Consider the following 14,279-nt stretch of genomic DNA (forward strand, 5'->3'; position numbering starts at 1 on the left):
TATAATCTCAAAACCCTAATAGTGGCGGAAAAATCCTAATGAAGACACGACGCATTGAAAAAATCAACTTGTTATCGGCAACCCCCGGTGTTGAAACGTATTTAACCGTGGTACGCTACGGGGGGCACAACGAGGGTCGCAGCGGCGCTCAAACTAATACGCAAGAGAATACGCAAGATAACAGACAAAGACCGCCCAAAGTTTACCTACAGGCGGGGTTGCACGCCGATGAATGGCCAGGTATTTTAGCGCTAAACCACTTGCAAATACTGTTAGATGCCGCGGATGCTAAGGGCAATATTGTCGGGGAAATTGTGTTGTTGCCTTATGCTAATCCAATGGGGATGGCGCAGTTTTTAAAAGGCTACCATATCGGGCGATTCGATTTTGACATGACGGGGAATTTTAACCGAGATTATGTCGATTTGGCGAATTGGGCAGTCGATGAAGTTAGTCTCCAATTGACTGAAAATAAATTGGATAATCAACAACGTATTCGCAAGGTCTTTGCCGATAAATTAAACGCTTATCAGCCCAGCCTTGCAATTGATTACTTAAAAAAACAATTGTTATTGTTATCATTTGATAGCGATTATGTGTTGGATTTACATTGCGACACCAAATCTATTTTACACCTGTATTGCAATCAACGGCAGCAAACACAAGGTGAGTTGTTGGCCGCTTGTTTGGATTGTGACTTGGTATTGCTGGAGGACGATCCTGGTTGTATCGGATTTGATATTGCTGGGGCGGGTGCTTGGTGGAAATTATCAGATTTGCTCAAGCAACGCGGTATAGAAAGCCCTGTAGGTATGCCGTGCTTTAGCAGCACAGTGGAGCTGCGTGGGCAAGGCGATGTCGATGATGTCATTAACGCGCAGGATGCCGCGAATTTGTATCGCTATTTGGTGCAGATTGGCGTGGTTCAAGACGAGGATGTCGGCTTAATCGCAGCGCAGACAGCATCAGTGCCAGCCCAATCAATCAGTAAATTACTGACTGCCGTTGATACGATTATCGCGCCGAGTGCGGGCTTGGTGGTTTATAAAAAAGCCCTAGGTGAGGCAGTCAAAGCAGGCGATGTTGTCGCAGAGCTTATCGATATTACGCAGCCCCCAAGCGCAAGCCCTCGCATACCGTTAGTGGCAAATGCCGACGGGATTGTATTTACGCAGATAACGAATAATCTGGTGCGTCCAGGGCATACTGTCGTTAAAATAGTCGGGGATACGCCGCTGACGTATCGGCAGGGAAACTTATTGGCGTTTTGATTGGGCGGCTTTAGCTGGGCGGCTTAGCTGGGTATTTCATGACGATGCAGCGTCATCGTCTGTGTCCGTCAACTGTGTCAGTTTTCGTCGGTTTTTTTTGGTTGGACGTCCTTTGCCGTCATATTTGGCAGGAGTTACGGCATGATTGGCGAGTTTTCGCAATTCGCTTTCCTTTGCACGTTGGGCAATGGATTCGGCAGTTTCTTCGTAGCGCGTCTGTGCGATGGTATAGTTTTGACGGCGGTCTGACAAAGCGATGACTTCGATTGTCATCCGCTCAGGGGCTTTGTTGATAGTAATACACTGACCAACCGCGACCAGCTTGCTTGGTTTGACGCGTTGACCGTTGACGTGGACTTTTCCGCCTTTGATGGCGTCCGTTGCGAGGCTACGCGTTTTATAAAAACGCGCAGCCCACAACCATTTATCTAAGCGAATTTCGGGCTCGTCTGTGTCTTTTTGTTGTTTGTTGCGGGTTGGGTTCACGCGATTATGCTTTATTATGCGGTATCGCTGGTCTCTGTCGTTTCTGTTTTTGTCGCCTCTTCAGGCAAAATAACATTTAACTCTAGCACTTCAGAATCCCCTTGGTGCGCGATATTGGTACTAATATCGTCAATGTCAATATCCACGTATTTTTTAACCACCGCGAGAATCTCTAGCCGCATTTTATTGAGAAATTCAGGGCGATTGGCATCGGCGCGCGAGTGCTCAACAATGATTTTTAAACGCTCTTTGGCGAGGTTGGCGGATTTGGTTTCTTTCTTTTTGAATAAATCAAACAATCCCATCTTACCCTCCTAAAATCCGAGAGAGGATGCCTTTTTTCTTGGCAGTTAAAAAACGGTGTGGCACGCTTTCGCCCATAAACCGAGATACCAAATCCAAATAAGCTTGTCCTGCTGTCGTGGTGCTGTCTAAAATAACGGGCGCACCTTTGTTTGACGAGGATAAGACAGACTCTGATTCAGGAATAACGCCCAGTAATTTGATGTTTAGAATTTCAATAATGTCTTCGACAGAAATCATTTCGCCAGCACCCACGCGATCTGGCGCATAACGCGTGACAACTAAGTGTTGTTTGAGTTCTCGGCCTTCTTCGGCGGCTTTGGATTTGCTATCTAAAATGCCCAAAATACGATCGGAGTCGCGGACAGAAGACACTTCAGGGTTGGTGACAATCAATGCTTCATCTGCAAAGTAGAGCGCCAAGTAAGCGCCACGCTCAATACCCGCTGGGCTGTCGCAAACGATATATTCAAAGCCATCGGCAATTAAGTCTTCGATGGCTTTGCCCACCGCATCCTTTTCTAAGGCGTCTTTATCGCGGGTTTGTGAGGCAGGTAGGATATAGAGGTTTTCAACGCGTTTATCACGAATGAGTGCTTGTTTAATGCTGGCTTCGCCCTGAGTGACATTGACAAAATCATAAACAACACGCCGTTCACACCCCATAATCAAATCGAGGTTACGTAACCCTACATCAAAATCAATTACTGCGGTTTTGTGTCCGCGCAGTGCTAGCCCAGTGGCAAAACTTGCACTGGTTGTGGTCTTTCCGACACCGCCTTTACCGGAAGTGACAACAATAACTTTGGCCATTAGAACTCCTTAAGTCGTGATAAATTTTTGGGTTGTTTGTTTTATTGCCTATCGCTTATCGCGTATCGCTAGCGTGTACTACAGTAGTACTACAGTGGTACCATGTCGATAGCCATCGCATAAAACCGCACTAAAATTGCTCTGTATTATAAAGCAAAAAAAGCGGATAAGAAATAAGTAATACTGAATCTAATGCATTGTCAATGCCAAGCATTCCAAACACCCACAGCAAACTAAACCGCAGCAAACTATCCCAGCGAAGCAAGCATGGTCGTCGCCTATGTTGCTTTATGCACTGTCGCGGCAATGCTACAGATTGTATTTGTTGGCTAATTTGGTTAATTCGACATCATTTTTTGTGCCTAATTTGTTGTGTAGGCGAGAACGATGCGTAAAGACAGTTTTGACGCTAATGTCGAGTAAGTCGGCGATGTCGTTTGGGCGAATGCCATCAATCAAGTACTTAACAATTTGAAATTCACGTTTAGTGAGTTTTTCAAACGGATTGTCGCGAACGGTATCGATTTGTTTGGTGCCGTCTACATGACCAAAGATGAGGTTGGCGGCAACATCAGGTGACATGTATTTTTCGCCTGCCATGACCTTGTATATGGCTTCGGTAATGCTGTCGGGGCTTGCTCCTTTATTGATATACCCACTGGCACCTGCAGCTAAGACTTTTTCAGGATAAGGGCTGTTGTCAAATCGGGACAGCACAATGACGTGTACTTTTTTGTGGCTTTTTTTGATTTTTCTAGTGACTTCAATGCCATCAATGCCTGGCATTGAAATATCCGTAATGACGATATGGGGTTTGAGTGTTTTGATTAACTCAAGTCCTTCTTCACCAGTTGCTGCATCACCAATAACACTAATATCGGCTTGTTGCTCTAATAAGCTAGCCGTGGCGATCCGTATTAACTCGTGATCATCAATAATAACCACATTTATCATAAACGCTCCTTTTAATTGTTTTTATAGGCGGTAAACAAGGTGGTTGATGTCAAAAATTGACCTTGTCTATTCCTAGTAAGGCTATTTATTTTAGTTAAAAATAAATAAAAAAGAAAGTGTTGCATCGCATAACAGTGCAATAACTGCCGTCCTTATGCCTTGCAAAACTATCATTTACGCTTAATTACCGCTATAATGCGAGCGATTTTAGCAGTAATTAGATAAAACTGCTAGTGAAATCTTTGGTGTTAAGTATCAGTATGGGTATTTCAACGATGAGGGAAGTTTCAAGTTAAACTATGACAAGTTAACCTGTTATTTGGCAGCGCGAAACTTAGTTACCCGAAACATAAGCGCTTTACTATACAGGTCGTTAATATAACACCCCGCCATTATCCATCGAGCACCCTTTATCTACTATCTATCCACTATCTAATCCACTATCCATCTACTGTTAAGCGAGTTGTTAATTTAATATGGTAAATAATCGTTCTTCATTTAATTGGCCATTATCTGCGCAATTTAACAACATACACGAGGCGCTGCTCGCCGTTGCAGACAACCCCACTCAAACGCAAGTAAGGGTATTTATCACACAGCACGCCGCTGATGCGGAAAAACTCTACGATATGCTGATTGCATTGCGATTAGACTTGCCGATCTATCACTTTCCGCATTGGGAAACGTTGCCATACGATCAGTATTCGCCAAGCCCTAATATTGTGTCGATAAGGCTCCATACATTATATCGATTGCGTGATTTGCAGCAAGGCATCGTAGTGACCTCCGTTGATGCGCTGATTTCTCGATTATGCCCCCCCGATTATTTGTACCAGCAAGGATTTTTACTCGCCATTGGCGATACATTACCCATGGATAGGTTAAGCAAAAGATTAACTCAAGCAGGGTTTCAGATGGTTAGCCAAGTCATTGAAAAAGGTCAATTCAGTCGGCGAGGTGCCTTGATTGATGTATTCCCACCTGGTGCCAAATTCCCTATACGAATTGACTTTTTTGACGATGAGGTTGAAAGCCTGCGTGTGTTTGATGTAAAGACACAGCTAACGGCCGCCAAAATCGAGCGGGTAGAAATCATCCCAAGCCGAGAGATTGATTTGTCGGACGCGGGTCGTATTTGTTTTCGTCAACATATGCGCAGTTGGCTGGGCGTAGAGGCTGAAAGCCACAGCGTCTATCAAGCCGTATCCAATGGGCGATTGACGGGCGGCATGGAGTATTATCTGCCGTTATTTTTTGATCAAACCGTGACGTTGTTTGACTATTTGCCTCAGCAGGCATTGCTGTCGGTACAGACGGGTTATGCCGATTATTGGCGAGATTTAATGGCGGGTATTAGCCGACGTCATGAGCAAATTCAATTGCTCAGAGGGCAATCTTTACCCGCGCCTGAGCAGTTGTATATCGATGAAAGTACCTTTTTGGCGGTGATAAAATCGCGACTAATACCAGTTGATTCGCGCGCCAGCGAGTATGATTTACAACCATTTGCGTGGGCAGAGACGACTGAGAAACGCTGGGCGCAATTAGAAGCAATGGTCGAAAGCCAAGCGCCAGTTTATGTTTTTTGTCAAGGCGAAGGACAGTATAACGCGATCCAAGACAAATTATCGGTACGTCTAGATGGCGTTGATTTTATGGCATGGGATAGGCAAAGTCCCGCTATCGGAATCGGCGTTGCAAACGCTACAAATAGTAGCAATAGCGCCGATAGTGCCAATATTACCGATAGTGCCAATAGTGTAAGTGGTACAGGCGGCGCGTTTGTTCAATCTTTTGTTTTGCAATACCATCAAGAGGGTGGACAAGAGGGCGGGCAAAATGGCGGGCGAGAGAAAAGGCAAGGCAGCGTAGACAAAAATGCGTCAACTTATCCGCTAGGCACCGCCACGTTATTGGCCGCTCAAGACTTATTGCGGCGACCGACAGAGCCTACGGCAGAAGAAGCCCCCGATTTAGCCGCCATCATTAATGATTTAAGCCAGATTGAAATCGGTGATCCTGTTGTCGATATTGAGCATGGCGTAGGGCGCTATCTCGGCTTAGAACGCGTGACGATTGATGATGAAACCAACGAATACATCACACTAAACTATGCAAATGATGAAAAACTCTTTATTCCAATTACCGAGTTGGCACGTGTTAGTCGTTATACTGGTGTGTCGGCAGATAATGCGCCGTTACACCGTTTGGATGGCAAGCAGTGGAAAAAAGCCAAAGCCAAAGCCAAAGCGAGGATTTACGACACCGCTGCCGAGCTGCTAGGCATCTACGCAGAACGCGCCCAAGCAAAAGGGCAGTCAATTTCGGTGATTGATAGCGAGTTGGCTGAATTTGCCTCAGGGTTTGATTTTGCCCCTACTGCCGATCAAAAAGCGGCATTTAATGCGGTTTATCAAGACTTGCAATCGGAAAAACCGATGGATCGTATTGTTTGTGGCGATGTGGGGTTTGGTAAAACCGAAGTTGCCTTGCGTGCGGCATTTGCTGTGGCTAATGCGGGTTATCAAGTGGCCGTCATTGTGCCGACAACGTTACTCGCAGAGCAACATTACCAACATTTTGTGGATAGATTTTCAGCATTTCCAATAAACATTGCGGGGCTGTCTCGGTTTAGAAGTGCAAAAGCGCAAGCAGAAATTTTAGCGCAAGTCCAATCAGGGCAAGTGGATATTGTGATCGGTACGCACCGCTTAATTCAAAAAGACGTGGCCTTTGCTGAATTGCGTTTAGTCATTATCGACGAAGAACACAAATTTGGCGTGAAACAAAAAGAAAAGCTCAAAGCACTAAGAACCGATGTCAATATTTTAACCATGACAGCAACACCGATACCCAGAACCTTGTCTATGACACTCGCGGATTTGCGTGATTTGTCGATTATAGCCAGCCCACCGCCTAAGCGTACGCCAGTCCACACCATATTTTCGCCCTACGATGAATCCATCATCCACGAAGGCGTTATGCGTGAAACCAGTCGTGGCGGACAAATTTATTTTTTACATAATGATATCAATACCATGATGCGTGTCGAAGCAAATTTGGCTGCGCTATTTCCAGCATTAAGCATTCGCCATGCACACGGCAAAATGCCAGAGCGTGAACTGGCACAAATTATGCAAGATTTTCACAATCACCGATTTGATATCTTGTTGACCACTACTATCATTGAGTCAGGCATCGATAACCCCAACGCCAATACGATTTTTATTAATCGAGCGGACCGATTTGGTCTGGCGCAATTACACCAGCTTCGCGGGCGCGTGGGGCGTTCTCATCACCAAGCTTATGCCTACCTGATTGTGCCTGATACGGCACTTATGTCGCGTGATGCACAAAAAAGGATAGCGGCATTTTCTACACTAAACGGACTGGGTGTTGGGTTTATGTTGGCATCTCAGGATATGGAAATTCGCGGCGCGGGTGAGTTGCTAGGGGATAACCAAAGCGGACACGTCACAGAGATAGGGTTTAGTTTGTACCATGAGATGCTCGCGCAAACGATTGAAGCCATGAAAAACAACACGGTGCTTGATTTGGATGCAGTTCAATCAACGATAGACGTTGATTTAGGGTTGCCTGCGTTGATTCCCGATGACTATATCTATGATGTGCATACGCGTTTACTGTTTTATAAACGCATCGCTAGCTGTCAAGAGGTAGAATCCTTTGATACGATTCGTGTTGAATTGATTGATCGATTTGGTCTGCTACCCGATGCCACCAAAACACTATTTGCCGTTAGTGAAGCCAAACTGCTACTACGCGATTCAGGCGTTAGCAAATTAAATGCAAGCGACAGCCAATGGGTAGTGGTACTCGCCGATAACCATCAATTAGATAACCAAAAACTGATTGCGTTATTGCAGAGTGACCCAGCGAAATACCAGCTCAAAGCCAACAATAAGCTACAAATCAGCCAGGAAATGCCAACCATAGACGAACGCCTTGCTGCGTTAAAATCTTGGTTGGCCGCGGTTAGTTAGTTGGCTGCGGTTAGTTAGATTTAGTTAGTCTGCCGTCATGACGGTGTGGTAAGCCCATTCAATCCAAGGCAGTAGCGCGCTGATATCATCGTTGGCGACGGTTGCGCCCCCCCAAATACGTAATCCCGGTGGCGCAGATTTATACGCATTGATATCGTAAGCCGCGTTTTCTGATTCAAGTAGTGCGCACAACGATTTGATTTTATTACGTTGCTCGCCTTCTTCCATTGCATTAAATTGGGTATCGGTAATAACCAAACAAATAGACGTATTGGAATAGGTATCGGGGGCTTTGGCTAAAAAATCAACCCAGTCAGTACGCGCGACCCACGCCTTGATTATCGCGAGATTTTTATCGCTAATCGCCTGACACGCGGATTGGCCGCCAATCGTATTGACCCATTGCATGCTATCAATGGCGTCTTCGACACAGAGCATAGACGGCGTGTTAATTGTTGCCCCTTCAAAAATATCGGCAATGAGTTTACCCGATTTGCTGAGTGTAAAAATTTTAGGTAATGGCCAAGGCGGTGTGTACGTTTCTAAGCGTTCTACGGCGCGCGGAGACAGTGCAATCATGCCATGTGCGGCTTCGCCGCCCAGCACTTTTTGCCAAGACCAAGTGACAACATCCAGTTTATTAAAGTCTAAGGTTTGCGAAAAAACCGCTGAAGTGGCATCACAAATGGTAAGTCCCGTACGGTTATCTGCAATCCAATCTAGATGCGGCAAACGAACACCTGATGTCGTGCCGTTAAAAACAAAAACGCTATCGTTATCTGAATGATAGTTAGCCAAATCGGGCAGTTCGCCATAGGGCGCAGTGTACTGGTTGTTGGTTAATTTTAATTGGTTGACAATGTCACCTAACCACGTTTTTGAAAAGGCTTCCCACGCATAAATATCAACGGTTTTTGGGCCCAGCAATGACCACAGTGCCATTTCAACTGCCCCCGTATCTGATGCGGGAACAATACCCACGTGATAGTCGTCGGGAATCGCCAAAATGGTTTTGGATAAATTAATGACTTCAGCGAGCTTGGCTTTGCCTGCTTTGCCGCGATGCGAGCGACCCAGTACGGCGCCATTGAGCTGGTCTAGTGACCAGCCAGGTCGTTTGGCGCAAGGGCCAGAGGAAAAATTGGGGTTATTGGGTTTGGTTGTTGGCTTCATTGTGGGCTTCATTGTGGGTTTTGTGGTGTTATTCATAAGGTTCGCTGGGTTGAGTGTGATGGGGTTGCTGTCATAACTGACTGGCATCTAATAAAAAACCTTCGCTATCAATCAACCAATATAACAGGTGTGACGGCAGACTATCTTTTTTCAAAAGGTCTGTGCTAATTATGCCAAATTTTCTTGTCATTGACTATAGGTGTCTTAGTCTGAATACGTCAGTTTTATTCCTGAATGGCGAACAAAGTGCTATCATGTGCGTCTTTGTGGCGTAAATACGCCAACAATGCGTCTGGACACCAGATGTTGGTGTGATATTTTTTGACAAGCGAGCGCTTAAGCGCGCGTTTGTTTTTTGTTGTGAATGTTTGTTGTAAATGTGGCCTGAGTAAAATGAAACCGACAAAATCGTTAAACCCGCAACAATTGGCTGCTGTGCATTACATTAGCGGCCCTGTTTTAGTGTTGGCTGGTGCGGGCAGCGGTAAAACAGGGGTTATCACAGAAAAAATTAATTATCTGATAAAAACTTGTGGTTATAAGGCCAATCAAGTCGTGGCTATCACGTTTACGAACAAAGCCGCGCAAGAGATGAAAAAACGCGCCAGTGAAAAGCTAGACAAAGCACAGCGCAAAGGCCTGTGGGTATCGACTTTTCACACGCTGGGGTTGCGAATCTTAAAAGAAGATGGGCATCATGTGGGGCTATCCAAATCATTTAGTATTTTTGACCAACGTGACTGCTTGTCCATCCTAAAAGACATTACCCAATTAGACGATAAAACACTCAAAACGGTTCAATCACAACTATCACAATGCAAAAACGATATTTTGAACAAAGGCGAATTTACCGATGAAATTCGCCGCATTGCACAACATTATAATCAACATCTATTGGCATTGAATGCCGTCGATTTTGATGATTTAATCGGTCATTGTTTGACGCTATTTGCCGAGCAGCCTGCTGTGTTGGCTAAATGGCGGCAGCGTATTCGTTATTTATTGGTCGATGAGTACCAAGACACCAATGCCGCGCAGTATCAATTAATTAAAGACTTGGCAGGTTTGTCAGGGCAGTTCACTGCCGTTGGGGATGACGACCAATCGATTTATTCGTGGCGTGGTGCCGAGGCAGAGAATTTGTTATTGTTAGCCAATGATTTCCCCACGCTAGAGGTCATTAAGTTAGAACAAAACTATCGCTGTGATCGCCGTATTTTATCGGCAAGCAATGCCGTTATCGCCAATAATAGCCACTTGTTTGAAAAAACGCTATGGTCAGAGATTAATCGGGGTGATAAGATTCGCGTTATTGCTTGCCAAGACGAAACGGAAGAAGCACAAACCGTTGTCACGCAATTGTTAGCACACCACAGTCGCCATGCAACTAAGCTGACAGACTATGCGATTTTGTATCGGGGCAACTATCAATCGCGCGCGATTGAAAAGCAGCTACGGCTTCAACGTGTTCCTTATGTCATTAACGGCTCGACGTCGTTTTTTGAGCATGCTGAAATTCGTGATTTAATCGCGTATTTGCGGGTGATTGCTAATCCTGATGATCAACGCGCCTTTGCGCGCATTATTAATACGCCTAAGCGTGAAATCGGCACGGTTACGCTGCAAAAGCTCAGTGAATACGCCAGACAGCGCGGTGTGGCGATGTTGCCTGCTTGCTTGGAAATGGGCTTGACGGAAGTGGTGTCTAAAAAATCACAAGAAACGCTTTATACGTTTGCGAAGTGGCTGATGTCGCTGCATGAAAAAAGTGAACGCGGTGAATCCCCGCGCCAGCTGTTGGACTGGGTGATTGGCGATACCGAGTATATTGATTATGTGAAGGCATTACATGGGCGTGGTGGCGAAAAACGCGTTGAGTTAATCGCCGAATTGCAAGATTGGATTAGCCGCTTACAAGACCATGAAGAGATTAATGACTTATCGGATGTTGTGCAACGGATGTTGTTGCTGGATATGTTAGAGCAACAAGCCGAGAATAACGAGTTGCAACCAGCAGTGTCGTTGATGACGCTACATTCCGCCAAAGGATTGGAGTTCCCGTGTGTTTTTGTTGTCGGCTTAGAAGAAGGATTGTTGCCACACCACAATTGTGTTGAGGAGGACGCATTAGTCGAAGAAGAGCGGCGCTTGTTGTATGTCGGGATGACGCGCGCGCAATACCAGTTGTGGTTAACGCTGGCCAAGCATCGTCAAATCGGGGGCAACCGTATCGAGACAACGGCGAGTCGTTTTTTGTCAGAGTTGCCTTATGAAGAAATTGTGTGGGAAGGCATTAATGAGCCCGACTTGTCACCAGAGGAAAAGCAAGAAAAATTGGATAGTATGTTTGATGAGTTACTGGCGATGGTGGGTGATGCGGATGAATAGTCATGTCAATAATATCAATAGTAATGTCTGGTTAGCAATGCCCGCTCAGCAATGCCTGCTCAACAATAACCCGTAATACGATAAAAAGAATGAGGATATAAACACCATGTCAAAATTAGCAAAGCCAACGATACAGCGCTGTCGAGATTTGGATGAAGTGCGTCAAGCGGTTGATGCCTTAGATGCGCAAATTATCCCGTTGTTGTGTGAGCGCATCCAGTATATTGTGCAAGCAGCAGCCTTTAAAGAAACGGCGTCCGATGTGCGTATTTATGGACGTATCGAAGCGATAATAACGCGCGCCAAGGCCTATGCGAATGCGATGGGTGTTAGTGAAGATTATATCGAATCGGTTTATCGCCACTTGATTGATGAATCGATTCGCCAGGAAAAAGCCGTTTGGCTAGCGACTCAAGCCACCCAAGCAGCACAGACGCAACCCACCGATAATCATTCGGGTTAATACTTATTTTGCGCGGCGCATAAATTGCGTTAGACTGGTGCCTGCAATAATAATCACGGTGCCGATTAGCATTTTTAGTGTAACTTGCTCGTTTAGCAGCACCATCCCCCAGAAAATGCCAAATACGGGCACGAGTAACGTAACACTGCTGGTACGCGTTGGGCCGACAATTTTGATGACGCTGTAATAGGCAAGCATAGCGAGTGCTGTCGATAAGACCGCAATGCCGAAAACAGCCCCCCAAGCGCTCAACGAAATCGTTTGTGCGGGGAAATGATAAAAAGTCAGTGGCAGCATCGCAATACCCGAAACCAATAACCCGCTTGCTGCCGTTGTCATGGGGCCAATATGCGCCAAGTAACGCTTGGTTAGATTGCCACTAATTGCATAAAGCAAGCATGCAATCAAGATAAGAAAAGCCGCGTTCAAATGGCTAGGATGTTGTTTGGCGCTATCTAGCATCAGTAGCGCCACGCCAACAACACCAATAAAAAGCCCTAAAAATTGCCATCTTGTCAGGTAGTCCTTAAAAATTAAATGCGCAATGATGCCTGTGAGCATCGGCGTGGTCGCGTTTAGCACCGATGCTGTGCTTGCATTGATGCTGTGTGCAGCAATGGCAAACAAGGTAAATGGAATGGCCAGATTCAGTAGTGCAATAGCCGATAGTCTTAGCCAGTTGGCTTTGAATTCTTGGCGTCGTCGTGCAACGAGAAATAGCATGGGGGATAAGATTAATCCTGCCATTAGCAAGCGCAGCCCTGCAAAGCTAAACGCACCAAATTCAGGGACGCCAATGCGCATAAACATAAAAGACGCGCCCCAAGCGGCGGCCATGTATAAAAAATAACCAACAATTTGATAAACAGGCATTAGAAATGTTAAGCGGTTAAGTGGTAAGGGCTAAGTAAGCAGTCTCAGTAAATAATCTCAGTTGAGAGAATCTAGAATCTAACAGGCGGTATAGGTTAATTAGATTAATTAGGTTAATTGGTTAGATTTTGTCGTGTTATCTCAGTTACGTTATCTCAAGTATGTTGTTTCGGGTAAATTGACGCCTGTCATCTATACGCGATTATAAGGGAGTCAGTCTACTATAGCTAGTAAAAACACGCGGGTATTGCCGTTTTAGAATAAAAATTAGAATAAAAAAAGCAGCGCCATCAAGATGACACTGCTTTAGTTTGGTCGTTAGGGTGTCGTTAGGTCGTCGTTAGGGTGTTAACGAACCAGCAAAAAACCTACAGGCAAATAGCGTTTAGTAAACTATTGGTAAGCTAAAATAATAAGCTCACATTTGCCATGTACTTATCTAGGGTTTATTTAGCCTTAGCGAACTCACTGGCAACAAAATCCCAGTTAACGACATTCCACCAATTATTAATATAGTCTGGACGCTTGTTTTGATACTTTAAGTAGTACGCATGTTCCCAGACATCCAGTGCGAGGATAGGCTGTCCTTTGACATCAGCAACATCCATCAGTGGGTTGTCTTGGTTAGGTGTTGAGGTGATTTCAAGCTGTCCGTCTTTGACGATTAACCAAGCAAAGCCAGAGCCAAACCGCGTGATGCCTGCTTGGGTCATTTTTTCTTTGAGGGTGTCAAATGCACCAAATGCGCTATCAATTGCCAAAGCGAGTTCGCCTGTCGGCTGACCGCTGCTGCTGTTGCTCATGCATTGCCAGAATAGGTTATGGTTATAAAAACCACCTGCATTATTACGAATAGCAACAGAATGCGATGAAATGTTACTTAGAATATCGTTGAGTGATTGATCGGCTAGCGGGGTATCCTGAATCGCATTGACGAAGTTATTATAGTAGGTCCGATGATGGCGGTCGTAATGGATTTCCATTGTCTGCGCATCAATATAGGGCTCAAGTGCGTTGTAATCGTAGGGTAGGTCAGCAAATTGAAAGCTCATGAATTTCCTCCAGAAGATTGATAAGTCGTATTTAAGTATTGCATCACCATAGTAACAAAATGCACTGAGATAAGAAATAGCCTTGAGTAAATAAATAAGAGTCGAACAGCTAAAGGGCAATACAACAAAGCCAAACCATATTCGCGCCAGGCAGCAGGTGAGCAATCGCTCGATTGTCTATACAAAAGTCTGCGAAAAAAGCCACGCAAAAAACCGACACAAAAAACCGACACAAAAACCATAAAAAAACACGCAGAAAAGCACCGAAAAAGCGCAGCAAATAGATTAATCGTGGATTGCCATTATAAAGTGCAAAATAAATAGCCTTTAAAAACAGAAAGTCAGCCATTAATCGTTCGTTTTCTGCAAAAACTTATCAAAAAGTATTTGACGGGTGTTTGCTGGGGTGTATAATACGCATCCTCGCCTTTTGGGGCAGATCTTTAACAGATGGTAGACAAAATAATTTGTGCGAGTATTTTACTTGTCAATTCAAAAA

The 14,279-nt window shown here is 45.0% G+C and carries 11 protein-coding genes; 4 read left to right on the top strand and 7 right to left on the bottom strand.

Going from position 1 to position 14,279, the window contains the following annotated elements; all coding sequences use genetic code 11:
• The first annotated feature begins 38 nt into the window (after nt 1-38).
• A complete protein-coding gene (locus GCU85_RS09465) occupies nt 39-1,271 on the top strand; it encodes a succinylglutamate desuccinylase/aspartoacylase family protein (RefSeq protein ID WP_152810939.1) in 1,233 nt (410 codons plus the stop codon).
• Between the two features lie 36 nt (nt 1,272-1,307).
• Here GCU85_RS09465 and GCU85_RS09470 read toward each other — a convergent pair whose 3' ends face one another.
• The 4 genes from GCU85_RS09470 to GCU85_RS09485 form a co-directional block, all read right to left on the bottom strand.
• Nucleotides 1,308-1,757, bottom strand: a complete 450-nt coding sequence (locus tag GCU85_RS09470) for an RNA-binding S4 domain-containing protein (protein ID WP_218110657.1) — start codon at nt 1,755-1,757, stop codon at nt 1,308-1,310.
• A gap of 14 nt (nt 1,758-1,771) precedes the next feature.
• Entirely contained in the window at nt 1,772-2,062 is a 291-nt protein-coding gene (gene minE, locus GCU85_RS09475; protein WP_152810940.1) for a cell division topological specificity factor MinE, read from the bottom strand.
• A gap of 1 nt (nt 2,063) precedes the next feature.
• Complete coding sequence (gene minD / locus GCU85_RS09480) at nt 2,064-2,873, bottom strand: septum site-determining protein MinD (RefSeq protein ID WP_152810941.1); 810 nt, start codon at nt 2,871-2,873, stop codon at nt 2,064-2,066.
• Between the two features lie 309 nt (nt 2,874-3,182).
• Entirely contained in the window at nt 3,183-3,827 is a 645-nt protein-coding gene (locus tag GCU85_RS09485) for a response regulator (protein ID WP_152810942.1), read from the bottom strand.
• 476 nt (nt 3,828-4,303) lie between these two features.
• On the opposite strand from GCU85_RS09485, the gene mfd reads away from it, so the two are divergent.
• Nucleotides 4,304-7,831, top strand: a complete 3,528-nt coding sequence (gene mfd / locus GCU85_RS09490; RefSeq protein WP_152810943.1) for a transcription-repair coupling factor — start codon at nt 4,304-4,306, stop codon at nt 7,829-7,831.
• A gap of 24 nt (nt 7,832-7,855) precedes the next feature.
• Here mfd and GCU85_RS09495 read toward each other — a convergent pair whose 3' ends face one another.
• Complete coding sequence (locus tag GCU85_RS09495) at nt 7,856-9,016, bottom strand: phosphoserine transaminase (RefSeq protein WP_152810951.1); 1,161 nt, start codon at nt 9,014-9,016, stop codon at nt 7,856-7,858.
• Nucleotides 9,017-9,397: 381 nt separating this feature from the next.
• Here GCU85_RS09495 and GCU85_RS09500 point away from each other — a divergent pair, with 381 nt between their 5' ends.
• Entirely contained in the window at nt 9,398-11,392 is a 1,995-nt protein-coding gene (locus GCU85_RS09500; RefSeq protein WP_152810944.1) for a UvrD-helicase domain-containing protein, read from the top strand.
• Between the two features lie 106 nt (nt 11,393-11,498).
• Complete coding sequence (locus GCU85_RS09505; RefSeq protein ID WP_152810945.1) at nt 11,499-11,855, top strand: chorismate mutase; 357 nt, start codon at nt 11,499-11,501, stop codon at nt 11,853-11,855.
• 3 nt (nt 11,856-11,858) lie between these two features.
• Here the strand turns inward: GCU85_RS09505 and GCU85_RS09510 are convergent, their stop codons facing one another.
• The gene (locus GCU85_RS09510) at nt 11,859-12,728 is read right to left on the bottom strand and encodes a DMT family transporter (RefSeq protein WP_152810946.1); all 870 of its coding nucleotides are present in this window, start codon (nt 12,726-12,728) and stop codon (nt 11,859-11,861) included.
• A 446-nt stretch (nt 12,729-13,174) separates the two neighbouring features.
• Nucleotides 13,175-13,780 (bottom strand): superoxide dismutase, encoded by a 606-nt coding sequence (locus GCU85_RS09515; protein WP_152810947.1) that lies wholly within the window; start codon nt 13,778-13,780, stop codon nt 13,175-13,177.
• Nucleotides 13,781-14,279 lie beyond the last annotated feature (499 nt).

Source organism: Ostreibacterium oceani (genome assembly GCF_009362845.1).
Taxonomy (GTDB): domain Bacteria; phylum Pseudomonadota; class Gammaproteobacteria; order Cardiobacteriales; family Ostreibacteriaceae; genus Ostreibacterium; species Ostreibacterium oceani.